We start from the raw sequence: 23,388 nt of genomic DNA on the forward strand, positions 1-23,388 counted from the left end.
GGCATCCTATTTAGTTTAGAGTGTCTGTCTTTTTCCGGAAAGCATAAGATTTAAAGTATTCCGGTTTGTGTCTTTGAGTGAAACTGTAGACGGTTAAAATCAATGCACCCACTGTGTTCGTTAATAAATCGCCCATGGTATCCATTAGAGCTTCGCGCCCAATATACGGTTGTCCCGCTTCAGTCATATAACGCTGCAGGTTCATATTGCCTAGACTATCACATAAAAATTCCCAGAACTCCCAAAAAACACCACAAAGTCCCGCAAAGGCAAAGCCCATAACGATAAACAGCCAAGGACTAACAGTTGTAAAGTCGCTTTTTCTTAAATAATAACCAATTAACGCATAGCCAACAGCAACTAATAAAATAGGGCTGACTGCATGGAGAATTTTATCCCAAAAAGGAACGGCAATGATTAGTCGCAGCCCAGTTCCTAAAAATACAGAAATCCATAGGAAAAACCAATAGTAAAGGCGAACAATTTTTGGAAAAACCAGCCCCGTAAGTTTTGTGAACAGGAAAGGCAGGAAAATAATTGCGATACCAGCAATCATCTCTACAGTTAACAGCTGATACTGACTAGCTGGTTCCATTGTAAACATTTTAACGATATTAACACCTAAAGTAATAAACCCAAAAATCAACAGGAAGAAAAAGGCCAGACGTTCCTGTTTGTCTTCAAATTCTAGTTTCATTCGTTTCTCCTTCTGAGCTGCTCAAGACAGCTAAGTTATTTGTTTGTCACAAACTCTTGTATCGCCTTTAAAAATGCTTCTTCATTACTGTAAACATCCCCATTTAATTTGATTAATCCCACCGTATAAAGATTTAAATAGTGAAATTGATTTTCAGCAATGTCTTTCAAAGCAGCCAGCTTTTTCGAATTATCCGCGCCTTGCTGGCGTGTATCTGTATAGAGTGCCAAAACAGGAATACCTTTGGCATAGGCGACACCAATCTCGGAAGCAACACCGGCATCGATTGTTAAGCCATCAAGCACAGCGACCAACAGTTGACTTTCTAGAACTTTTTCTGTGTCGGCTAATGCAATCATTTTACTGTCGGCGTAGGCTGTCTTATCATTAATTGCGCCATTTTCCTGTGGAAGATAGACTTCTAATTCGGAGGTAAGCTCACGAATTTTCCCAACTAAGTGTTCATTATAACGTAAGTCTGCATTAGCAAACATGGGTCCTGCAAAGTAGATTTTCATTCAAAGATTTCCTCCAGTGTTGGTTTTATTTTGTTGCAGATGATAGATACTGCACAGTTTTTTCGGCAAAGAAGACTGTCTAATTTTAGTACTAATCATTATCCTTAAAAAACAGAAATTTTCAGTGTGAATGACCAATTTTTGTATAGCAACGTTTTGTAGATACCCACGGGTCTGCATTTTTTATAAGGTATCCCTTAACTAAAAGTCATCACTGAAATAGGCTTCCTGATCAGGAAGAATCCGTTCCAATATCCGCAATGTTTGCTTATCTGTTTGAATCCGCTCGATTCTATGAAGATAGCTGGCTCTCCGATAGTTCATTAACAGACAGGTTAAGGTTTGAATATTCATCCGAACGGGATTGCCTAAGGCCTGATTGCTGACGGCTAGCTGTCCATCTTCAGCCCATTGAAGCCCAAATACACCGTTATTCCATTCAGCAACTGGATCATCAATAATAAGATGAAACGGCTCGGCAGTCTCTTTGAAGGGATAATTTAGCAAGAATTCCTTCACATCAACGATTCTCGCCATAAAATAAGGTTCAATTGTCTCTTTAATCTGACTGTCTTCTAAAAGAAATGCTAGTGGTTCATTTTTGTAAATGCTGCCTTTGACCCAGTAAACCATCGAAAAATGAGCAGAGATAAAGTTCCACAAACCATTTCGAGCTTCCTGATTCATATAGAACATTTCTTTGATATGGAAGACATCCTCAGCAATCCAATAAAATAGGACACCTTGGGGCTGATGCTCGCTATTGTAATAAATCGCTGCAGTTCGCTCTTCTTCATTTTCAAAACGCCAGTACTCCTCCCAATTAAACGGGCTGCGAATCATAGCCCCATGATTTTCTCGGGAAAAGCGGTCATAAACACTGAGTACATCCTCATGATCCACTGGTACTCGTTCAACCATTCCAGAAACATCAATATTTTTGGGCAGCTGAGTATCTCTGATTTTAAAGGACAGCTTATCTGAAAGAATCTCCCAGCCTTTACGGCGATAATAAGGAATACTATATGGGTAGAGGTAGGAAATCCATTGTTTATCAGCTCTCATCGTTTCAAGAGCTACATGAATTAAATCCTGCATCAATCCGTGATTTGCATATTCGGGGTAGGTACCCACACCAGTGACACCCCCCATATCATACAGCTGACCGTGAATATTCACTTTACAGGGATAAATAGAAATTTGTGAAATCAGCTTCTCATCATGAAACCAGCCGAAAACCTTCGAAACTTCAAGGATGGGACGTTTTGAACGGACGAACTCTCGTTTGTTGTCAAAACCGCTTTCTTCCAAATCTGACTCGGTAAATTGAAAAACATAGCTAAGTAGCTCATTGTACTGGTTGAGATGTTCTTGCCCAACAGGCCTTAGCTCCAATTGTTTTCGAAATTCTTGATAATCCATTATTTTTCTCTCCAATTAAACATTCGTTTAGAATAAGTATATCAAAAAACTGAAAAACATACAGCCGATAAGAAGAGCGCATGATTTTTAGAACAGATTGTTATTTGGATGAAATTAAAATCACCATGTATTTCTAATTTCATCAATGATGAAGAGTCAAAATCGGCGTATGATTGACGGATGAAAACTCATTTACTGAAAGTTCTTTAAATCTATGAAAAACCTTGTTATAATGAGAATTGCTGATTGAAAAGAAATGAGGAATACGATGAATATAGATGATATGAAAAAAAGACAGGAGAAAATTCGCAACTTCTCGATTATTGCCCATATTGATCATGGGAAATCGACACTTGCGGATCGAATTCTGGAAAAGACGAATACAGTGACCTCTCGTGAAATGCAGGCGCAGCTGTTGGATTCTATGGATCTTGAAAGAGAACGTGGCATAACAATCAAGCTGAATGCAGTGGAACTAAACTATACAGCTAAAGACGGTGAAACCTATATTTTCCATTTGATCGATACCCCTGGGCATGTGGATTTCACCTATGAAGTGTCACGTAGCTTGGCTGCCTGTGAAGGAGCAATATTAGTAGTTGATGCTGCACAGGGAATTGAAGCACAAACACTGGCAAATGTTTATCTTGCGCTGGATAACGATTTGGAAATTCTACCTGTTATCAATAAAATTGATTTACCGGCTGCAGATCCTGAGCGGGTTCGTAAGGAAATTGAAGATGTGATTGGCATCGATGCTAGTGAAGCCGTTTTAGCAAGTGCTAAAGCTGGGATCGGAATTGAAGACATCCTTGAGCAAATTGTTGAATACGTTCCAGCACCGGCAGGCAATGTTGAAGCGCCGCTGAAGGCGCTGGTTTTTGATTCAGTATATGACAGCTACCGGGGAGTCGTTTTGAATGTCCGTATCATGGACGGAGTTGTTAAACCCGGTGATAAAATTCAAATGATGAGTAACGGCAAGACCTTTGATGTAACAGAGGTTGGTGTGTTTTCTCCAAAAGGAATTGCCAGAGATTTCTTAATGGTCGGAGATGTAGGTTATATTACGGCTAGTATCAAGACTGTTCAGGATACTCGTGTAGGGGATACTGTTACTTTAGCGGACAATCCGGCTGAAGAAGCATTGGACGGCTATCGAAAAATGAACCCAATGGTATATTGTGGTCTATATCCAATTGATACATCTCGTTATAATGATTTGAGGGAAGCATTAGAAAAGCTGCAGCTGAACGATGCTGCGCTACAGTTTGAACCAGAAACATCACAGGCTCTAGGCTTTGGATTCCGGTGCGGCTTCTTAGGACTGCTGCACATGGATGTTATCCAAGAGCGTCTGGAAAGAGAATTTAATCTTGAGCTGATTACAACAGCACCATCCGTTATTTATCATGTGAATAAAACAGACGGTACACAGGTGGTTGTTGATAATCCAGCAGAATTTCCAGATCCTGGTGTAATTGACTCAGTAGAAGAACCGTACGTCAAGGCTCAGATTATGGTGCCGAATGATTACGTGGGTGCAGTGATGGAGCTTTCTCAGAGAAAACGCGGAGAATTTATTACGATGGACTACCTGGATGATTACCGGGTGAATGTTGTGTATTACATTCCTCTGTCAGAAATTGTTTTTGATTTCTTTGATAAACTGAAATCGAGTACCAAGGGCTATGCTTCATTAGACTATGAAATGAGCGATTATCGTCCAAGCCGTCTCGTGAAGATGGACATTCTTTTAAATGCTGAAAAAGTCGATGCGTTAAGCTTCATTGTGCATAGAGACTTTGCTTATGAACGTGGGAAAGCGATTGTTGAAAAGCTGAAGAAACTGATTCCCCGTCAGCAGTTTGAGGTACCAATTCAGGCAGCTATTGGACAGAAAATTGTTGCCCGTTCAGACATTAAAGCATTGCGTAAAAACGTATTGGCGAAATGTTATGGCGGAGATGTTTCCCGTAAACGTAAGCTATTAGAGAAGCAAAAAGAAGGGAAGAAGCGGATGAAGCAGATTGGTTCTGTGGAAGTGCCGCAGGAAGCCTTTATGGCTGTTCTGAAAATGGATGAGGACGAGCCGAAGAAATAAGCTTGAGAAAAACAGCATCTTCGGCAGGCTTTTGGCTGCTGCAAAGAAGACCAGTTTCAATCCATTGTACTAGTTGCAAAAGGACAAGAAAAGCAAATTGATTTAAAAAATGTTAAAGATAGATACAAGACGAAAGCATTCCTAAAAGGGGATGCTTTTTTGTATCCTTGATTTGAAGCGTAAGCCGAATTTATACTGAAGGAATGGAAAAAGGCAGAAAAGCGTAATATACAGTAATTGAACTTTTGTAGGTTGCTTAATTTAAAAAAATAGAACTGATAGAAAGACTCTACCAGTTCTAAAAATTATACCGTTTGAATTTTATCTAAAATTAGATGGGCGCAGTCAATTTGGTTGGGAATATTGCCTTCTTCATCTTTGACACGCCAAATATCAGGGGTGATTTCATCAACGACATACATTTTTCCAGCAGTATCATAGCCAATTTCAATTTTGAAATCAATCAAGGTTAAGTCCATATCAGCTAAAGCATCTTTAAGAACTGCGCCAACCTTTGTTAAAATATCAAGTGCTTCATCATATTGTCCAGGGTTTAAAATGCCTTTCATTTGACACAAACGATCAGTAATCAACGGATCTCCTTGTTCATCATCTTTTAACGTTACTTCCAAATAAGGCGGGTCAAAAGGCAGCCCTTCTGGTAAGGTAAAACGACGGCACATACTACCAGCAGTAAAATAGCGTAGAACAAATTCCAGATTTGGTACCGTTAGCTGACGAACCTTCATAATGCCTTTTTCGATATCTGCTCCCAGGTAATGAGTAGGGATATCATTTTTTTCCATCAATTCAAAAAAGTATTGGGAAACAGTCAAACCAACTTTGCCTTTGCCGGCAACGCTGCCGCCGACTGTGTTGGAGCCAGGATCAAAAACGCCGTCTTCACCGGTTGCACTATCTTTAAACAATAAGTAAACTTCTTTCTTTTCTTCATCAAGTAAAACTGTTTTTGTTTTACCATCATACAGTTCTTTCATGTTCTTCCCGCCTTCTTTAAAGTATTCAGTGTCTTAAAAAAGCATAACATTGGATAATTTTTCTGTCGATGTTTTTTTGGTTTTTAATACGAAAAATGTAGATAAAGTTCGTGTTTTCGTTAGTGAATTTGTGTGAAAAAGCATTTTAATGGATGTTTTTTGTTTTTTTTGTTCGCTTTTTGATGGTTGTAAAAGCTGTGTTTCACTTTTGATTATTAGATGATTGCTTTTTATTTTTTATATGGTATGGTTGATAGAACACGCAATTGGGAGGGGATTATCTTGCATGAAAGAGCTGGACACAGAGAAGTGCCAGTCTTTATGAGCTTCTTTGTGTCTTATTCGCATATGAATAGCAGATAAAGGAGAAGAGACATGATAGTAGTTAAAGGAAATAATTCTAGAAAAATTGAAACAATTTGGGATCTTGTAAAAAAAGATCATTCCGGTAGCAAGGTGGCTGTTTTGAGCCATAAGGGCGAACTTCCTCATAGCTTTGTGAGAGGAAAACAAATGCGCGCCTATGAAACATTGACAAAAGAAAAGCTGCTGCAGGAGACAGAAGCTTTCATGGCTTCTGTTAAGGATCGATTTGAAGCGCTTGTCTTATATGTAAACTGCGAAGACCATTTAATTGATTCAATCAAGGAATTATCAGAAAAATACCAGCAAAAGGTATTTCTAACTGTTCATGATGCCGATTCGAGTGTAACAATAAAAGAATATTAAATCATTGATTACAAGTGCTGAGGGAAGGAAATTCTGTCAGCACTTATTTAGTTTTCCAAACTTAAAAATCCGGACTAGAGGCTGTCCGGATTTTTAAAAAGGATACTAGAACGGTCATTTCTTTATCAATGATTCAAAATGGCATCAAGACTCGAAGGTAATTCGCTTAGTATTAGTAGCTTCTATTTTTGTAATTATCCCAGCTGGGTACTGGCTGCTGCAGCTTTTCTGCCTGGCAAATATCTTGATAGAAATTGAGTTTTCGTTGAACATGCTGCATATTTTCTTGGAGCCGAGTGATTTGATTTGCCACTTTTGCTGTATGCTCTGTGAGTAAAACCACCATCTCTTCATTTTTATCGGCGTCTTCTTCATAGGAAAAGAAGGTTAGCAGCTGAGCAATCGACATACCGGTTTCTTTAAAACAGCAAAGAGCTTTTAGTCGATTAAAATGACACTCTTCATAAATTCTGTGCTTGCCGTCCCGCTGAATATTTGTCAGTAAACCAACCTCTTCATAATAGCGAAGAGTAGAAGCCGGCAAGTCGAAAAGTGTAGATAATTCTTTAATTGTATAAGTTTTCATGATTAATTTCCTTTTTGCTATTTACTTCAAGTGTACTTGAAGTGGTATGCTCTTGTAAAGAGGTGAAAGAACATGTATCAAGCAGAAAAACAACGTTATAAAAACATGAATTATCGGCGTGTTGGCAATTCAGGCTTAAAGCTGCCTGCAATTTCATTAGGTTTATGGCATAATTTTGGTGACGTAGATCGCCTAAGCACACAGAAAGAAATAGTTTTAGGTGCATTTGACCGTGGGATTACACACTTTGATTTAGCCAATAACTATGGTCCGCCGCCTGGCTCCGCAGAAACGAATTTTGGTCGTATACTGAAGGAAGAGTTAGGCAGCTATCGTGATGAACTGATAATTTCTTCTAAGGCAGGATTTAACATGTGGGATGGCCCTTATGGAGAATGGGGCTCAAAAAAATATTTGGTTGCAAGCTGTGATCAAAGCTTACAGCGAATGGGTCTTGACTATGTAGATATTTTTTATCATCATCGTCCAGATCCGGAGACACCTTTAGAAGAAACCGCACATACCTTAGATTTATTGGTTCGTCAGGGAAAGGCGCTTTATGTAGGTGTTTCTAATTATTCAGCAGCAGAGACAAAGAGCATCGCCGCATTGTTTAAAAAAATGGGTACGCCCTTTATCATTCATCAGCCTCGTTATAATATGCTGGATCGCTGGATTGAAGACGGGCTAACAGATGTTTTAGCCGAAGAGCAGCTGGGAGCTATTGTATTTAGTCCTTTAGCACAAGGGATACTAACAAACCGCTACCTAAATGGGATTCCAGATGATTCCCGGGCAGCACGCAGCGATAGTCCTTTTTTGTCAGCAGAAAATGTTCAGCCAACACTAACATTAGTTGCCGCATTGAATGATATTGCTCAAAAAAGAGGTCAGACGCTGGCAGAAATGGCATTAGCCTGGAATCTTCAGCAAGAAACTGTTGCCAGTGTTTTGATTGGAGCATCACGACTTAGCCAGTTGGAAGATAATCTGAAAACTTTAGACAATTTAGACTTTGCCGAGGAAGAACTACTGGCGATTAATAAACTATTAACTCAATTTTCTAAATGATTAAAGGTGCTTTTGTGCCGCCGTTTAATCAGCTTTTAGAGAAAGAGGGGATTGGCTATTAGATTAATACCCCAAGCTCTGTTTTAGAATAAGTAAAAATGCAATCTGAAACTCATGTTTATAGGGTTCAGGTTGTATTTTTTTATTGTCAGAAGAAAAAAGTTGAAAATCTGGATATGGAGGTGGGTTCCAAATAAGGCTATCAATCAAAAATCCTTTTTCTAGCTTCGATAGTTTGTCGCTTCTTTCCATCAATCAGGTTGACATTGAAACCTGATTGCAACCAAAGTAATGATGCTGCAGGTAAACTAAATAAATGCTGTCAGGATTTGCTCTCAAGAAAATTTACTGACTGGGTAATGATGGTTCTGTAATAATTTTAGCAATTAAAACTCCTATAAAGCGGCTTTTGCCGCTTTATTTTTATATAAACTTTTTTGATAAAGCCTCTTTGGCACCTCAGAGGAAATATTTTGACTAGTCAAAATATCTGTTAAATTCTTAATCTATATTCCTGAGGAGTACAGTTTGTAAATGCTTGGAATCGCTTATAGAAGGAGGTTAAATTGGAAATTCCTACCTGTTCGGCAATTTCATAAACTGGCAGTTCATTATTTTGGAGAAGAATTACTGCCTTTTTCATACGTTGCTCGTTAATCAGCTGTTTATATGTTTTTCCAGAAAATTGCTTAATTAATTTACTAATGTATGAAGGATTATAGCCAAGTACAGCACACATATCTGTTAAATTACCAGCTTGATAATTTTGATTGATATAGTCAAGAATGCTATTGATAAGTTCTTGATTTTTTATTTTACTCGCGGATAAGTTAGTGTTATAAGAACTTTCTCTGGCAAGATGGGAAATCAGAATCATTATATAATTGTCAATAATATCATCAGAACAAAGTCTGGGATCAAAGTACTCACATAAAATATTTTGAATACAGTTTCTAAGAAGTGCATCATTTTTAGTGAAAAATAAAAGATAGTGATTGTGTGTGTGACGATTGTTCATCATCTCAATGATAAAGGTTGTAATCAGCTGATTATTGGGCAGACGATTAATAAATTTATTTGGAAAAAACTGTTCATTTAAAATAATGTTGATTCCTAAATCGCCTTCTCCTGTGGGAGCAACGCTATGAGGAACATGTTTATCTAAAATAATGATATCACCAGCCTTTAATGTGACAAGCTCTTCCTCCACTGTCAGAGTAAAGGTTCCAGAATAGACATAGGTCATGACGATATAATGGAAAATATGCATGGGAACTTTCCCGCTTTTTCTATCATGTACGGAAATAATATGATTTTTGTTTTCAAACTCACGATTAGGATGAAAGACAAACATCTTTTCCTCGTTAAATGGAACAACAGGAAATTTTTTATTAAAGTGTTCTAGTAATTCTTCATCAGCCATGCCACTGTAAGTGGAAGGGCTCCATAATAATTCTTCCAGTTCGTCATACTTCATAACGACACCTCCAAACAAGTAAATTATAGCATGGAAACAAAATTTTGATAGTCCTATTCTCTATATTTGATATTGTGAAAGCGTTTTTCAGTACGTATAATTAAGTTATCTTATTAGTAAAGAGCTCTTATTAAAAAGAATTTCACAATAAATAAAAAAGTAGTAAGGGGAAAATTATGGAAAACAAAAAAACATTTTTTGATAGCTTGCAAAATATTCTTGGTCATTTATCAATGAAGGTAAATGGCAATATTTATATCAATGCAATTAAAGATGGTATGTTGGCTTATATGCCATTTACATTCATTGCTTCAATTTTTTTAATTATTTCTTTCTTTCCAGTCCCGCAGGTCGGTGAATTTATTACTATGATTACTGGTGTAGAGCAAGCTGTCTGGCAGGCTAAGCTAAATCTTGTAAGTGATTCCAGTTTGGGAATTGGGGGATTGCTTGTGCTAGTTTCAGTTAGTCGTTCTCTTGCAGAAAAGATGAACATTAATGTGATTCAAGTGTTAATGACCGCCATCGTATCCTACATGCTGTTAACCCCATTTACATCAGAAGAAAGTGGCAATGTTATTGAGGTCGCCTCCCTTGGAGCACAGTCAATTTTTATTGCGTTAGTCATTTCTGTTCTAGTTGCTAAAATTTATCAATTTATTGATTCGAAAGGACTTAAAATCAAAATGCCGGCAGCGGTCCCGCCCGCAGTCTCAGCTCCCTTTGAATCGATTATTCCTTCACTATTTGTGGTTACGTTTTTCTGGATTATCCGATTGCTTCTTGACGGGATTTTTGCAGCGAGTGCATTGGAATTATTTAATAATACGTTAGGTGCTCCATTAAAAATGATGGGTGGTTCACTTTTTGGAATCATCATTGTTAAAATTTTTAGTCAGCTGCTTTGGTTCTTTGGCATCCATGGCGATTCAATTGTTGGAGGAGTTATGTCGCCTATTTTTCAGGTACTACAGGATGAAAATAGAGCAGCTTCTGTTGCAGGAAGTATCCCCTCTAACATTATAAATCAGAGCTTTTGGGACAGCTTTGCCAATATAGGAATTATTGGTTCGATTATTGCAATCATCATTATTGCTAAAAGCAAGAGATACAAAGAAATGAAAAAAATTGCAGGTGTTCCTTATCTTTTTAACGTTGGTGAACCAACACTTTTCGGGATACCATTGATGATGAATGTCACTTACTTTATTCCTTTTATTTTAAGTAATGTTGCATCTATTCTGATTTCCTATGGTGCATTTGCGCTGGGACTGGTACCGATTCCTACTGGCTTGGCTCAGGTCCCTTGGACAACCCCCTTAGTAATCAGCGGATATTTAGTGACGGGTAGTATTGCAGGTGCGATTTTGCAGATTGTCTGTATAGCTGCTGTTACATTATTATGGCTTCCATTTGTAAAAGTTGCAGATAGCCAGTTAATAAAAGAAGAAGGAACTCTCCGCGACGATTTTTCAGAAGCGGTAGAAGAATAAGGTGATTGATAGTAAGGAGAGCTTATGGATAATAGTCTTTTAAACACAGAGAAATGGAATTTCAGAGGGAAATGGATTCAAAATGAAGAGGTTGATTATGGCTTAGAAGCTGAGCTTTATTATAAAAAGAATACACACACGCTTTTGAAAAAAAGTTTTACTATAGACAAAATAGAAACTACTAAATTATATGCTGCTGCTTTAGGCTATTATATTGGTTACTTGAACGGACAGAGAATTGAAAATTTTGAACTAAATAGTGATTGGACAAATTTTAAAAAGTGTATTTATTATGATGTATATGATATTACCAAATACTTGAGGATTGGTGAAAATGAGCTGGTTTTTGAACTGGGGAATGGAATGTACAATCCCTCGCCGCTTAAATTGTTAGGGAAATACAGTTTGAGAGAACGGCTAGCTAAAATTGGTACGCCCAAATTAATTTGTGACATTGAAAGAAATCATGAGATTTTATTATCCAGCGATGATAGCTGGGCAGTATCCGAAGGAAATAGAATTTTTAATAATCTCTATTTAGGTGAAACGATTGATTTAACGAAAGATGAGTTATGGAACAAAGCGACAACAAAAGACTTTACTGAACAAAAGCTTATGAACAAAAGCTTTATTCCGAAAATCAAACGGACTGGAACAGTGCTTCCTCAAAGCATTGAGGAAGGGGAAAATGGTTTCATTGTTGATTTTGGCGAAATGATTTCAGGTTTTATTATGGTAAAGCTAAAAACGAAAAAGAATCAAAAAGTCTATTTGAACTATGGAGAAAGACGAAGAGGAATAGCAATAGATTTTGAATCCTCCTATATCGGCAGTGTTGGTTCAAAAATAGGTGACCGTAAAATATTCGGAGGGTTAGGAGCGCCAGAGGAAGCAATTCAGCAAGATGTCATTATTTGTAAGGATGGTTTGACTCTATTTCAAAATAAATTCTCCTATCATTCATTCCGGTATGTTTGTCTGGAAGGGTGTGAGGCTGAGGATTTGCTGGAGATTAAAGCTGAATATGTTCATACTGATTTGAAGCAGATAGGCCTAGTGGAGACGGATAGTCTGTTTTTAAATGAACTGTTTGCTGCTGCCTTACGAACGAAGCTGAATAATGTCCACTCAATATTTGAGGATTGTTCGCGGGAAAGACTTGGCTATGGCGGGGATATTGTCGCATTAGCTAGTTCGAGTTTGTACACATTTGATCTCGAAGAATTCGCTAAAAAAGTGATTTATGATTTTCGCTTTGATCAGACAGAACAAGGCGGAATTCCTGAAACAGCTCCTTACATGGGAATTCAAACCAATGGAACTGGTCAGGGAGAAGGTCCTATTTTATGGCAGCTCGTTTATCCCTATTTAACTTATAAGCATTATCAATTTTATGGAGATAAAGAGCTGGTAAGGAAAGAATATCCCTTCATTGAAAAACAAATGAACTATTTACTATCTAAAGGGATAGATGAGGTTGTTCACTGTTGCATCGGCGATCACGGCAGTCCGATTATTGCAGGACATTTCAATAAAGCTACACCAGATAAATTGTTCGTTGGTTATTGTACAGTGTTGCTATTTCTAAAATATAATATTCTTTTGAAACAAATTCTAAATGAGGATGTTGTTCGTTTTGAACAAATTTATGATGAGCTTAAAAAAAACGTGAAAGATAAATTTTTGAATGAGGATCAGTCATATGGTGAGAGAACACAGACATCCTTTGCCTTTGCAATTGAACTAGGTTTGGGCGATTCAAAAAAATTAGCCGGACAGCTCGCAAATAAGATACAAAAGGATCAATTTGTTTTGAATTCTGGAATTTTCGGCATGGCATTAACGTATCAAGCTTTAAATGCATATGACTATAATGAGATTATTGAAGGATGGTTGTTTCAGAAATCGGAAATTAGCTTTAGTAATATGCTGAAAAACGGTAATCAGGCATTAGCCGAATTATTTGTAGGCGAGCATTATTCGATGAATCACGGGATGTTTGCCAGCTATCAACAGTGGTATTTTGAAGCTTTAGCAGGAATATCAATTGCTGAGGATGCAGCAGCTTTTTCTAAAATACTCATAAAACCTTATTTTTCAAAAAAAATAAATACGTTCGAAGGGCATATTCAGACTAAACAGGGCGAAATCCGTTCCTGTTGGGAGCGTAAAGGGTCAGTCGTTGTATTTACATTGATCATTCCACAACATATCAGCTATCAACTGGAAGAAGTCGCCGGCTACAGCATGGATAAGAAAGCTGAGAAAAATGATGAATTAATTATTACTTATTCTTGCTCAACGTGAACTAAAGGTTAAAAAGAGGATGGACAGAAGTGTTTAGTCTCGAGAATTTCGGCTTATTTCCGCAGGTCTTGCTCCTGCGGTTACTCGTCGCAGATGGTAGTAAGGCAAGTGCTCCTGCGGTTACTCGTCGCAGTTCTATGCTGGTATGTGCTTCTGCCCCCACCGTTTATCGAGATTCCACGTGAGTGGGATATAACTCAATGAGTTATGTCTCACTCATTTTTTTGTTCTTGAAATTTCTTTTAATAAAATATTTATATAATATAATAAATAAAAATAAATAAACATGAAGAGTTAAATAAAAAAATTTTGAGGAGTGGCGTGTTTGATGATATGAAGGGGGCAATTTCAGACTTAAAAACGGGAATGCGACAAATCAGAACACAAAAACACTTTACCCCAACGCATGGATACGCCCCTAGGAGTTATAAAAAGGCGGACTGGTTTAATCGATTGTCGGATTTCAATGAGAATCAACCAGAAAGTAGAGCGGTTCGCTTCACTGTAGACTGGGGCAGAGATAAAGACATCCAGTTAAAAGTCTATCGAAACGGCACGTATAGTAAAGAGCTAACTGAAAAATATGTCTGGTTATCCATGCAGGAGAGCTTAAAGGACATGTTAAACGTAGCGGGCGAGTTTTCAGGTGCGTACGACTTGTACAGGGTTGTTTTGTGAAAAGACCCCATTACAGGTGAAAGCCTAACCTTTGGGGAATGGATGCAAGCCGGATTTTGGACGGCATTAGAGGTTTTATCCGCTAAACAGGTGCTAGCATTATTAGACAATGTTAGACTAGGTAATAAGCTTTTGGATGGCGTATCGCTGACAGAAAAAGAGCTGAAATTATTCAACAAGCTAAATGATGTCGGAGATTATAAGATTGTTGATAAGGTGGACGATTTAAACGAAGCGGAGAAAGCTAGTGAGGTTAATGGAACTTCAAAATATGATGATTTATATACTTATAAATATAATGGGTATGACAATCCAGGACCATTAAATGAAGTTAGAGGACAACCAAATAAGGATTTTTATGGTGGAAGATATGATATAGAGGTTTTAAAAGAACCGAAAATCTACTATAGGGGTGGAGATTCGACTAGTCCCCTAGGACAATGGTTTACAGAAACCCCGCTTAATTCAGTATCAAAGGTTCGTATCAATTCAGCAGTAAAACCTCAATGGTTTGATAAAAATGGAGCTTTAACGGGGACATCGACTATAGACACAGTTTATAAGATTGAGATACCAACCGGTACAACAATTTACAAGGGGCCTGTAGGAACTCAAGGAGGAATCTACCAAGAAGGCTTGAATAATGATCAAGTATTTATTCAAGAACCATGGCTTTTAGAGAATGTAAATGTTTTAGGGAAACAACCATTAAAGTAGGATAGGGTGAGTTACTTGGAAATTGAACTTGAGATTAAAACTGTAGTACAACAATTATTACCACTTTTAATAAAATATGATAATGAAAAAATCAATTATCAAATTCAGAAATTAAGAGATATAAATGAAATTATAGATTCAGAGATGAGTAGTTCAGAAAAAAAGAAACGTTAAGAGATATGTCGGAGAATATTTATCCTCCTCAGGGAGGGTTAACTGATTTTTATGTTTGGGATAATGACAGCTCAAAAAGAATAGAAATCAATCAATCCATCAGCGCATTAAATAATAAGCTTTGGAATTTGATAAAATAAAAAAGTACTCCGCTATCTGATTAGTGTCAGATAGTGGAGCTCCGACTAGATCACTTATCAAGTTGTTAATAGCTAACAACATATAAAGAAAGAAGCTGAGAAAAGACCCTAAATCTTTCCCCAGCTTCTTTATCCATATTTGTAGAATACCATCTCTTCCTCAATTCAGTTAATTCATTTTTTTTACTGAATCGCGGCAAATAAGCTTTGTGTTGAGGAAAAGCTGTTTCTTCACTAAGGTAGCTGTTGTTCCTTGTTCGATTAGAGAAATTGCCTCTTGAGCAATTTCCTTAATTGGTACATGGACGGTGGTCAGCTCAGGAGTAATTACACGGCTTTCAGAAATATCATCAAAGCCAATGACGGAAAGATCTTCAGGAATACGGATACCTATTTTTGATAAGGTCTTGATGACACTTATTGCAATATAGTCATCTTCACAAAAGACCGCAGTAATTCCTTTTATGAAATCTAAAAATTGCTCTTGCTTATTTTGTATGGGATTAATCTCCATGCCAGGTAAATAAAATTTTGGCATATCGGAAGGGGAGAGACCTGCTGCGCTTATTGCTGCTTTGAAGCCCCGTCTTCGATCATAGAAATTATTGATTCGCTGTATTCCTTTGATATAACCAATATTCTGATGTCCCATTTTTAGCAAGTGTTGTGTAGCGTCATAGGCCCCAAGAAAATTATTCATAGTAATTGTGTTGCAGTCGAGGCTGCTGCATTGGGTATCAAGAATAACCAAATTATTAAAGTGTTCATTGACTGTTTTAATATGAGCGGCAGTCAAATTCGTTCCCAAGATAATAATACCGTCACTAGTATCAAGCTCTTCAATGAGTGATAGTTCACTAAATAGAGCTTCTTTAGGCAAGCTGTTCGTAGTAAGAATATGTCCTTTGGCTCCAATTTCTGTTGATATATAGGAAAGCAGCTCTTTAAAGAAAGGAAGCTGATCATAATTTTCCGGTACAACATCTTCGTTTGTACAGGCAATAAATCGAATTTTTAGTCTGTTCTCTTCTTTCTTTATGCGTCTTCTTAAAGGGCTGTACTCATACTTTTCAGCAACCTCTAAAATCGCTTTTCTTGTTTCTTCACTGACTCCAGGCTTGCCGTTTAGGGCAAGGGAAGCAGCTGATTTTGAAACATTGGCAATTCTTGCTATATCTTCTAACTTCATAAGTCATTCCTCCACTTTTTCAATTTATCATATAACTAAAAAACAATCAAATAAATTTAGTGAAATAAAAATAGTTGTTTTGTTTAATTTTTGATAAAAAGACGTATTTTTAAAACAATATAATAAGTTAAATCCTTTTATTTTTGTTAGTTTACTAAACTAAAAATATTTTAACGAAAAAAATGAATTTGTTTATTGTGAGTTTAGTTAGACGATGCTATTCTGATTTTGAAGAAAGCGTTTCATACTATAAATTTGTTGGATTGGAGTTGGAGAGAGTGGATAAAGTGAAAATTGGTTTTGCTCCTACTAGAAGAAATTTGTTTAGTGCAGAAGCAGCCATTGAATATGCAAATTTGACAAGAAAAAAACTGAATGAGCTGGAAATTTCTTATGTTGATATTTTAGATATCAATCGGGATGGCTTGCTTTATGATGATGAGGGTGTAGAGAAAATAGCGGCCAAGTTTAAGGCAGAGGGGATTGATGGTTTATTTTTAGCCAATGAAAATTTTGGAACAGAATATGCCTGTGCACGGCTGGCTAAAAAACTGGACGTTCCGGTACTTCTCTGGGGACCGAAGGATGAGATGCCGGCAGAAGATGGTTCACGCTTAAGAGATACACAGTGCGGACTCTTTGCGATTGGCAAGGTGCTTCGAAGATTCAAGGTTCCATTTACCTATATAAAAAATTCTGATATTGATACCCCTGAGTTTGAAAGAGGGATTAAAGATTTTATAAAAGTTTGTAATGTTGTCAAAACATTTAAGGCAACAAGAATTTTACAGGTTGGTCCTCGTCCGTTCGATTTTTGGACAGTAATCTGCAATGAAGGTGAATTATTGGAACGCTTCAATATCTCGCTGTCTCCTGTGCCAATCAAAGAAGTTATTCAGGAAATTGAGAGAATAAAGATTAAAGAGTACGAAAGAATAGCGATGGTTATTGATTATTTCAAGAAAAATACGGAAGTTCAAATTACAAATGAGGAGTTGGAGATGGTTGCTGCGTTAAAAGTAGCTCTGCAAAATCTCTGTATGGTCTATGGCTGCAATGCCGGAGTTATTCAATGCTGGACTGCGCTTCAAGATGAAATCGGTATTTTGCCTTATGCTTCTCTCTCTCTTCTTCAAGAAGAAGGGCTGCCTTTCGTTTGTGAAACGGATGTTCATGGAGCTATTTCGGAATTACTAATCGAAGCAGCATCGCTTGGCGAGCATCGAGCTATTTTCGCTGATGTAAACTGTCGTCATCCGGAAAATGAAAATGGTGAATTACTACAGCATTTAGGTGTATTTGCCTATTCAACGGCAGAAACTAAGCCTGTTCTGCCTAAACGGCATTTTGTCTTTGATTATCCTGGATCGGTTGCTTTTAGAGCGATTAAGGATGAATATACTTTATGCCGGTTTGATGGAGATAATGGAGAATACTCTTTATTGATGGGAACAGGGAAAGGGATAGACGGTCCATTTAATCAAGGAACTTATTTATACTTGGAATTTGAAAATCTGAATCGACTGGAATTCAAGCTGGTTTATGGCCCGTACATTCATCATGTGGCAGCGGTAAGAAAAAATGTTGTTCCTATTTTATATGAGGCGTGTAAGTATTTAGGCATTCAGCCTGATTTTTATGATCCGATTGAAGAAGAGGTTCAAGCCTATTTGAGAGGAGAGTAAGTATGGATATCATTGAGCTGAGAAAGAAAGCAATCGAGATAAGAAAAGATGTTTTACAAATGATTTATGAGGCTAAGACAGGTCACACTGGTTCAGACTTATCCTGTACCGATATTCTGGTAGCTCTTTATTATCAAGTAATGACCACCAATCCGCAGCAGCCGGATTTGGAAAATCGAGATCAGTATATTCAAAGTAAAGGACATGCAGCTGAGGTGCTATGGGCAGTACTGGCCGATAAAGGATTTTTACCAAAAGAGGAACTCAAAACCTTTTCGAAATTTGGCTCCCGGTTAATCGGACATCCCAACAATAAAGTAGCTGGTGTTGAGATGAATACAGGTTCACTTGGCCATGGTCTGCCTGTCTCTGTGGGAATTGCTTTGGCGGGAAAAATGGAGCGGAGACCGTATCATACCTATACACTGATGGGAGATGGAGAGCTTGCGGAAGGTTCAGTTTGGGAAGGCGCAATGGCAGCTGCCCATTACAAGCTGGATAACCTGACAGCCATTATCGACCGGAATGGCTTGCAGATTACAGGGAAATCCGAGGGTGTGATGGGCGTAGAACCGCTGGATAAAAAATGGCAGGCGTTCGGCTGGGATGTGCATATAGTAGATGGCAATAACATGGCAGAGTTGGTGAATGTACTGTCGAAACCTAACAAGCCAGAGCAGCCAAAGCTGATTATTGCCAAAACGATAAAAGGAAAAGGGTTCTCAGAGTCTGAAAATCAGGCTGGCTGGCATCATAAAGTACCAACGGATGAACAACTGGCAAAGGCACTAAAAGAACTAGATCAGCAAATGGAGGCTCTGACATATGAAAACAACTAATATAGCAAATCGACAGGCTATGTGCGAGGTATTGATTGAAGCAGCTAAGCTTGATCCGTCTATTCTTGTATTGACTAGCGATTCCCGTGGATCAGCTTCATTAGGGGCGTTTGCAAAAGAATTACCAGATCAGCTTGTAGAAGTTGGAATCGCTGAACAAAATATTGTCAGCCTTGCAGCTGGTCTGGCTCATATGGACAAACGACCGTTTGTAGCTTCCCCAGCTTGCTTTTTGAGTATGCGGAGTATCGAGCAAATCAAAGTAGATGTCGCCTACTCAAATAAAAATGTCAAGCTAGTTGGAATCAGCGGTGGTGTCAGCTACGGCGCTTTAGGGATGAGCCATCATTCACTGCAGGATATCGCAGTGACGCGGGCGATTCCCAATTTACAGGTTTTAGTTCCGGCTGACCGTTTTGAAACTATTCAGATGTTTAACGCCTTGGTTAAGTCTGAAGCTCCGGCCTATATTCGTTTAGGAAGGAATCCCGTTCAGGATTGTTATGAAAATGCAGACTATCCTTTTGAAATTGGAAAAGCTGTGACTATGCTCGAAGGTAAGGATTTGACCTTTATCGCTACAGGAGAGATGGTGCGGCAAGCGCTGGATGCAGCTGAGCTGTTGAAGGAGAAAGGTGTTTCTGTTGAGGTTTTAAATGTTCATTCATTGAAGCCGTTTGATACGGATGGGGTGCTGGCGGCTGCTAAAAAAACTGGATATGTGATTACAGTTGAAGAGCATAGTTTGTATAACGGACTTGGGGCAGCAGTAGCCGAGGCAGTAGCTGAGGAAACTGGAATCAAACAGAAAATCATCGCCTTTCCAGATGAATCGCTAATTACAGGCTCAGGACCAGAACTGTTTCAGCACTACGGCTTAGATGGGCCCTCTTTAGCAGCAGCAGCGATAAGCTTCATGGGTGAATGATATGGGTAAAGACTATCAAATCATCCTTGATCAAAGCACTTCTGGTACAAAGCTTCTATTATTGAAAAAGGGGAGAATTGTTAAACGCTACGACAAAAAGCATCGACAGATTTATCCGAAAACAGGATGGGTCGAGCACGACCCGCTCGAAATCTGGAACAACACAGCAGAACTGCTGGCAACGGTTTTTAGGGAACAAAAGGTACAGAAAGAAGATATTCTGGCTATATCGATTACTAATCAGCGGGAGACGATTCTAGCTTGGGATAAGATAACAGGAAAACCGTTATGTAATGCCATTGTCTGGCAGTGCAACAGAAGCAGCGACATTTGTGAAGCTCTAATTGAACAGGGCTTGGAAAAAGTGATAAATCAGAAAACCGGCTTACGGCTCGATCCTTATTTTTCTGGTACGAAGATTAAGTGGCTGACTGAAAAGCATCCAGCTATCGCAGGAAAATCTGGAACAGGAGAGTTGGCTATTGGCACAATGGATAGCTGGCTGCTATGGAATTTGACGCAGGAAAAAGTTTTCGCGACAGATGGGAGTAACGCTTGCCGAACATTGCTGTACAATATTAATACGCAACAGTGGGATGAAGAGCTTATCCAGCTATTTGGGATTAACCAGACAGATTTACCTGAAATTAGAGCAGCGGATGAGAACTTTGGCTGCTATCAAGGGATTCCGATAATAGGTGTGATGGCTGACTCTCAGGCAGCTTTACTGGGTGAAGCCTGTACGAGCTATGGAGATGTTAAAATTACGATGGGAACCGGCTGCTCTGTAATGATGCAGATTAGGGAGCAGAACAATCTAAAAAATAGACAGATTTTAACAACAGTTGCTTGGCAAAAAAAGAATGAGGCAGTTTACGCGTTAGAGGGGATTATCCGTTCCTGCGGGGATGCAGTCAATTGGTTTTGTCAAACTATAGCTGTGTCAGAGGGTATTTCTGACTTGTGCAATGAGGTATTATTAGGAAATAAAGAAGATATCTTTTTCATACCGGCGCTGCAGGGGATGGGTGCCCCTTTCTGGGATAATACAATGACGGCCGCATTTTTTGGTATAAAAAGAACCACTACAGAGAAAGAAATGCTGCGAGCCGTTCTTGAAAGCATTATTTTTCAAATTAAAGCAGTGACTGATGCAATGGAGGAGGTTTCCGGTCAGGCGATTAATCAGGTGTTTATTGATGGCGGGGTTTCCAAAAATAAGGCGTTGATGATTTTGCTAGCATCATTACTGGATAAAAAAGTCATTGTCAGTGAAGTTGAGGAATACTCTGCTTTGGGCGTAGCTGCCCTTGCTAATCCTGCTCTTCAGATGAAGCATATTCGACAGGAAACAATCAAGCCATCTCAGAATTCTGAGGATATCCATTTGGCATATAAAAAATGGAAGCGGTTGATTGAGCAATGAGATGATGGCGTACTTGTGAAGTGAATGGCAAAAGGAGTGAAGGTAAGTGAAAACAGGAAAAATAGTTGTGAATGATACTGCTTATTTTGAGCTTTATTTATTGCACAATTCACAAGAATACAATGTTGGGAAGAAACGCCCAGCTGTTATTATTTGTCCTGGCGGCGGATATGCGTTTACCAGTGATCGGGAAGCGGAGACGATTGCCTTGAAGTTTAACAGTATGGGTCTGAACAGTATTGTCCTCTGGTATACAACAGGTGACACGGTAAAAAATATTCCCAATAATGCACTGATCGAGGCGGCTCAAACAGTTGCCTATGTACGAAGCCATGCTGATGAATGGTTGATAGATAAAGAAAACATCATTATATGCGGTTTTTCCGCTGGAGGACACCTTGCTCTACAGTTAGCTACACGGTGGAATGACCCGCAACTATTAAAGACACTCAAAATGACTAAGGAGAATATTAGAGTAAATTTAGCAGTTACTGGTTATCCGCTAGTCTACCAGAAAGCATTTCAAAAAGATGAACTTGGTTTTGGGGTTGATTTAATTAAACAGCCGCTGACAGCTAATGAACGATACTTTGGCATGGAGCAGCCATCTGAAGACGCTGTCCGACAAATGAATATACTTTGTTCTGTGAACAAGGAGACACCTCCCATGTTTGTCTGGCATACAACAGAAGATAAACTGGTAGATGTTGCGCATTCTCTAAAGCTGGGCCTAGCGTTAAGAGAATCAGGAGTTCCTTTTGAACTGCACATTTTTGAAAAGGGGGAACATGGATTAGCGTTGGCTGATCGGACAACAGCCAGAAAACCGAGTCATATTAATCCTCATGTGGCAAAATGGTTTGAGTTATGCGAAGGCTGGCTAGGAGGCTATATTGACCATGATAATACAAGATAGAGAGGAGCTAATGAGATGAAAATAACTGTTAATCAAAACAAACGGACGTTACTTCGAGAGGGAAAGCATTTTTTCTATTTCGCAGACACTTGCTGGAGTGTCTTTACCAGCATCAGAGAAGAAGAATGGTTAATCTACTTGAAGAAGCGGCAATCACAAGGGTTTAATACTTTACAAATCAACATTTTGCCTCAGTGGGATCGGAGTAGAGGAAGCTTAGATATACTGCCGTATACTCAAACAAACAGTTGCTATGACTTTTCTGTGCTAAATGAGGAATATTTCAAGCGTGCTGAAAAGCTTTGTCAAATAGCAGAGGAGCATGGATTTACCCTGGCGTTGGTTGTTTTATGGTCAAACTATGTAGCCGGAACATGGGCAAGTGAGCTGGACAATCGGAGAAATGTTATACCCAAAATGTATCGGCAGCAGTATTTTGAAAAAGTGGTTGAGACCTTTGATCAATTTTCTCCTATTTACTTAATTGGTGGAGATACCGACTTTCCTATACAAGAAACGATTGACACTTATATAGAAGCTTTCGATTTTTTTGAGAAAGCTTCAGTAGAGACACTAAAAACAATTCATATTAAAGGCCGCTTGCAAGAAATTCCAGAAGAAATCCGCCGGCGTTTGGCTATTTATCTGTATCAGTCTGGACATAATCGTTCATTTCTGAACATGCCTTATGCGCTTGCCTCTCATTTTTACCAATTGGAGGAAGAAAAGCCCATCATTAATTCGGAGCCATGCTATGAACAAATGGGTTTTGCCCGAAAGGTTTATGGCAGATTTAGTCAAAGAGATGTTCGTCAAGCTGCTTGGCAATCGGTACTGTCAGGAGGGGCTGCAGGGATTACTTATGGGGCTCACGGAATTTGGAGCTGGCATGGACATTCCGCAGCATTTGCTGAAAATATTGGTGAAGCCTTTGATCGCCCCATGCATTGGCAGGATGCGCTGCAGTTTCCGGGAGCGAATGACTATGGCTTTATGAAACAGCTATTTGAAATGCTTCATATCAAGAATCTCATTCCGTGTAATCAGCTGTTAGTAAGAGGAGATGAACAGATTCGTTTGGCTGAAACGGAAGAAGCCGCTTGTTATCTGATTTATATACCTAGTAATACGACAATTACTGTGTCGATTGATTTATCTGAGTATCAAGTAATTCTGATTGATTTAAAAGAAAATTGCTTTTTGAAGCCGGAGTATGAAATTTCGGGAAATGAAACCACATTTGATACACACCGCTGTTTAGAAGATGTCTTGATTATTGCCTATAAATAAGGAG

The 23,388-nt window shown here is 38.6% G+C and carries 22 protein-coding genes; 15 read left to right on the forward strand and 7 right to left on the reverse strand.

All coding sequences use genetic code 11. The features are described 5' to 3' along the window. Positions 1-10 precede the first annotated feature (10 nt). The 3 genes from AC1Z3K_RS05645 to AC1Z3K_RS05655 all read right to left on the reverse strand — a co-directional run bounded on the left by AC1Z3K_RS05645 (position 11) and on the right by AC1Z3K_RS05655 (position 2,637). A complete protein-coding gene (locus tag AC1Z3K_RS05645) occupies positions 11-697 on the reverse strand; it encodes a DUF2238 domain-containing protein (protein WP_426081190.1) in 687 nt (228 codons plus the stop codon). 35 nt (positions 698-732) lie between these two features. After that, positions 733-1,215 (reverse strand): nucleoside 2-deoxyribosyltransferase, encoded by a 483-nt coding sequence (locus tag AC1Z3K_RS05650; RefSeq protein ID WP_426081191.1) that lies wholly within the window; start codon positions 1,213-1,215, stop codon positions 733-735. A gap of 201 nt (positions 1,216-1,416) precedes the next feature. Then, positions 1,417-2,637, reverse strand: a complete 1,221-nt coding sequence (locus AC1Z3K_RS05655) for a GNAT family N-acetyltransferase (RefSeq protein WP_426081192.1) — start codon at positions 2,635-2,637, stop codon at positions 1,417-1,419. A gap of 268 nt (positions 2,638-2,905) precedes the next feature. Here AC1Z3K_RS05655 and lepA point away from each other — a divergent pair, with 268 nt between their 5' ends. Continuing rightward, the gene (gene lepA, locus AC1Z3K_RS05660; RefSeq protein ID WP_426081193.1) at positions 2,906-4,741 is read left to right on the forward strand and encodes a translation elongation factor 4; all 1,836 of its coding nucleotides are present in this window, start codon (positions 2,906-2,908) and stop codon (positions 4,739-4,741) included. A gap of 305 nt (positions 4,742-5,046) precedes the next feature. Here lepA and AC1Z3K_RS05665 read toward each other — a convergent pair whose 3' ends face one another. After that, positions 5,047-5,739 (reverse strand): phosphoribosylaminoimidazolesuccinocarboxamide synthase, encoded by a 693-nt coding sequence (locus AC1Z3K_RS05665; RefSeq protein ID WP_461732111.1) that lies wholly within the window; start codon positions 5,737-5,739, stop codon positions 5,047-5,049. Positions 5,740-6,114: 375 nt separating this feature from the next. On the opposite strand from AC1Z3K_RS05665, the gene AC1Z3K_RS05670 reads away from it, so the two are divergent. After that, entirely contained in the window at positions 6,115-6,468 is a 354-nt protein-coding gene (locus tag AC1Z3K_RS05670) for a hypothetical protein (protein WP_461732112.1), read from the forward strand. Positions 6,469-6,640: 172 nt separating this feature from the next. Here AC1Z3K_RS05670 and AC1Z3K_RS05675 read toward each other — a convergent pair whose 3' ends face one another. After that, positions 6,641-7,054 (reverse strand): MerR family transcriptional regulator, encoded by a 414-nt coding sequence (locus AC1Z3K_RS05675; RefSeq protein WP_426081196.1) that lies wholly within the window; start codon positions 7,052-7,054, stop codon positions 6,641-6,643. 72 nt (positions 7,055-7,126) lie between these two features. Here AC1Z3K_RS05675 and AC1Z3K_RS05680 point away from each other — a divergent pair, with 72 nt between their 5' ends. Beyond that, positions 7,127-8,125 carry an aldo/keto reductase gene (locus AC1Z3K_RS05680; protein WP_461732113.1) on the forward strand — a complete coding sequence of 333 codons (999 nt, stop codon included), beginning with the start codon at positions 7,127-7,129 and terminating at the stop codon, positions 8,123-8,125. A gap of 493 nt (positions 8,126-8,618) precedes the next feature. Here the strand turns inward: AC1Z3K_RS05680 and AC1Z3K_RS05685 are convergent, their stop codons facing one another. After that, positions 8,619-9,602: an AraC family transcriptional regulator gene (locus AC1Z3K_RS05685; protein WP_426081198.1), complete on the reverse strand. Its 984-nt coding sequence runs from the start codon at positions 9,600-9,602 to the stop codon at positions 8,619-8,621. Positions 9,603-9,778: 176 nt separating this feature from the next. On the opposite strand from AC1Z3K_RS05685, the gene AC1Z3K_RS05690 reads away from it, so the two are divergent. From AC1Z3K_RS05690 to AC1Z3K_RS05715, 6 genes are all read left to right on the forward strand, one after another. Next, on the forward strand, positions 9,779-11,095 hold the full coding sequence (locus tag AC1Z3K_RS05690; RefSeq protein ID WP_461732114.1) for a PTS sugar transporter subunit IIC: 1,317 nt from the start codon (positions 9,779-9,781) through the stop codon (positions 11,093-11,095). A gap of 24 nt (positions 11,096-11,119) precedes the next feature. Further along, positions 11,120-13,402 (forward strand): family 78 glycoside hydrolase catalytic domain, encoded by a 2,283-nt coding sequence (locus AC1Z3K_RS05695; RefSeq protein ID WP_461732115.1) that lies wholly within the window; start codon positions 11,120-11,122, stop codon positions 13,400-13,402. A 29-nt stretch (positions 13,403-13,431) separates the two neighbouring features. After that, positions 13,432-13,587, forward strand: a complete 156-nt coding sequence (locus AC1Z3K_RS05700) for a hypothetical protein (RefSeq protein WP_461732116.1) — start codon at positions 13,432-13,434, stop codon at positions 13,585-13,587. A gap of 136 nt (positions 13,588-13,723) precedes the next feature. Continuing rightward, positions 13,724-14,080 carry a hypothetical protein gene (locus tag AC1Z3K_RS05705; protein ID WP_461732117.1) on the forward strand — a complete coding sequence of 119 codons (357 nt, stop codon included), beginning with the start codon at positions 13,724-13,726 and terminating at the stop codon, positions 14,078-14,080. A 42-nt stretch (positions 14,081-14,122) separates the two neighbouring features. Beyond that, complete coding sequence (locus AC1Z3K_RS05710; protein ID WP_461732118.1) at positions 14,123-14,797, forward strand: hypothetical protein; 675 nt, start codon at positions 14,123-14,125, stop codon at positions 14,795-14,797. Positions 14,798-14,812: 15 nt separating this feature from the next. Then, positions 14,813-14,971: a hypothetical protein gene (locus AC1Z3K_RS05715; RefSeq protein ID WP_461732119.1), complete on the forward strand. Its 159-nt coding sequence runs from the start codon at positions 14,813-14,815 to the stop codon at positions 14,969-14,971. Between the two features lie 309 nt (positions 14,972-15,280). Here the strand turns inward: AC1Z3K_RS05715 and AC1Z3K_RS05720 are convergent, their stop codons facing one another. Next, positions 15,281-16,300: a LacI family DNA-binding transcriptional regulator gene (locus AC1Z3K_RS05720; protein ID WP_426081203.1), complete on the reverse strand. Its 1,020-nt coding sequence runs from the start codon at positions 16,298-16,300 to the stop codon at positions 15,281-15,283. A gap of 278 nt (positions 16,301-16,578) precedes the next feature. Here AC1Z3K_RS05720 and AC1Z3K_RS05725 point away from each other — a divergent pair, with 278 nt between their 5' ends. The 6 genes from AC1Z3K_RS05725 to AC1Z3K_RS05750 are packed head-to-tail and all read left to right on the forward strand — an operon-like array spanning position 16,579 to position 23,384. After that, positions 16,579-17,985, forward strand: a complete 1,407-nt coding sequence (locus tag AC1Z3K_RS05725; RefSeq protein ID WP_461732120.1) for an L-fucose/L-arabinose isomerase family protein — start codon at positions 16,579-16,581, stop codon at positions 17,983-17,985. A 2-nt stretch (positions 17,986-17,987) separates the two neighbouring features. Further along, entirely contained in the window at positions 17,988-18,824 is an 837-nt protein-coding gene (locus AC1Z3K_RS05730) for a transketolase (RefSeq protein WP_461732121.1), read from the forward strand. Next, the gene (locus tag AC1Z3K_RS05735; RefSeq protein ID WP_461732122.1) at positions 18,811-19,752 is read left to right on the forward strand and encodes a transketolase family protein; all 942 of its coding nucleotides are present in this window, start codon (positions 18,811-18,813) and stop codon (positions 19,750-19,752) included. The genes AC1Z3K_RS05730 and AC1Z3K_RS05735 overlap by 14 nt, the downstream gene beginning before the upstream one ends. A gap of 1 nt (position 19,753) precedes the next feature. Then, complete coding sequence (locus AC1Z3K_RS05740) at positions 19,754-21,178, forward strand: FGGY-family carbohydrate kinase (protein ID WP_426081207.1); 1,425 nt, start codon at positions 19,754-19,756, stop codon at positions 21,176-21,178. 46 nt (positions 21,179-21,224) lie between these two features. Continuing rightward, complete coding sequence (locus AC1Z3K_RS05745; protein ID WP_426081208.1) at positions 21,225-22,094, forward strand: alpha/beta hydrolase; 870 nt, start codon at positions 21,225-21,227, stop codon at positions 22,092-22,094. Positions 22,095-22,109: 15 nt separating this feature from the next. Beyond that, positions 22,110-23,384 (forward strand): glycoside hydrolase family 140 protein, encoded by a 1,275-nt coding sequence (locus AC1Z3K_RS05750; protein ID WP_461732123.1) that lies wholly within the window; start codon positions 22,110-22,112, stop codon positions 23,382-23,384. Positions 23,385-23,388 lie beyond the last annotated feature (4 nt).

Source organism: Enterococcus sp. LJL128, from assembly GCF_056924295.1.

Coding starts and splice junctions, on each gene's coding strand:
- AC1Z3K_RS05735 (WP_461732122.1), top strand. CDS start 18,811: ATGAAAACAACTAATATAGCAAATCGACAGGCTATGTGCGAGGTATTG.
- AC1Z3K_RS05720 (WP_426081203.1), bottom strand. CDS start 16,300: ATGAAGTTAGAAGATATAGCAAGAATTGCCAATGTTTCAAAATCAGCT.
- AC1Z3K_RS05665 (WP_461732111.1), bottom strand. CDS start 5,739: ATGAAAGAACTGTATGATGGTAAAACAAAAACAGTTTTACTTGATGAA.
- AC1Z3K_RS05650 (WP_426081191.1), bottom strand. CDS start 1,215: ATGAAAATCTACTTTGCAGGACCCATGTTTGCTAATGCAGACTTACGT.
- AC1Z3K_RS05645 (WP_426081190.1), bottom strand. CDS start 697: ATGAAACTAGAATTTGAAGACAAACAGGAACGTCTGGCCTTTTTCTTC.
- AC1Z3K_RS05655 (WP_426081192.1), bottom strand. CDS start 2,637: ATGGATTATCAAGAATTTCGAAAACAATTGGAGCTAAGGCCTGTTGGG.
- AC1Z3K_RS05670 (WP_461732112.1), top strand. CDS start 6,115: ATGATAGTAGTTAAAGGAAATAATTCTAGAAAAATTGAAACAATTTGG.
- AC1Z3K_RS05750 (WP_461732123.1), top strand. CDS start 22,110: ATGAAAATAACTGTTAATCAAAACAAACGGACGTTACTTCGAGAGGGA.
- AC1Z3K_RS05680 (WP_461732113.1), top strand. CDS start 7,127: ATGTATCAAGCAGAAAAACAACGTTATAAAAACATGAATTATCGGCGT.
- AC1Z3K_RS05710 (WP_461732118.1), top strand. CDS start 14,123: ATGCAAGCCGGATTTTGGACGGCATTAGAGGTTTTATCCGCTAAACAG.
- AC1Z3K_RS05695 (WP_461732115.1), top strand. CDS start 11,120: ATGGATAATAGTCTTTTAAACACAGAGAAATGGAATTTCAGAGGGAAA.
- AC1Z3K_RS05675 (WP_426081196.1), bottom strand. CDS start 7,054: ATGAAAACTTATACAATTAAAGAATTATCTACACTTTTCGACTTGCCG.
- AC1Z3K_RS05730 (WP_461732121.1), top strand. CDS start 17,988: ATGGATATCATTGAGCTGAGAAAGAAAGCAATCGAGATAAGAAAAGAT.
- lepA (WP_426081193.1), top strand. CDS start 2,906: ATGAATATAGATGATATGAAAAAAAGACAGGAGAAAATTCGCAACTTC.
- AC1Z3K_RS05690 (WP_461732114.1), top strand. CDS start 9,779: ATGGAAAACAAAAAAACATTTTTTGATAGCTTGCAAAATATTCTTGGT.
- AC1Z3K_RS05685 (WP_426081198.1), bottom strand. CDS start 9,602: ATGAAGTATGACGAACTGGAAGAATTATTATGGAGCCCTTCCACTTAC.
- AC1Z3K_RS05740 (WP_426081207.1), top strand. CDS start 19,754: ATGGGTAAAGACTATCAAATCATCCTTGATCAAAGCACTTCTGGTACA.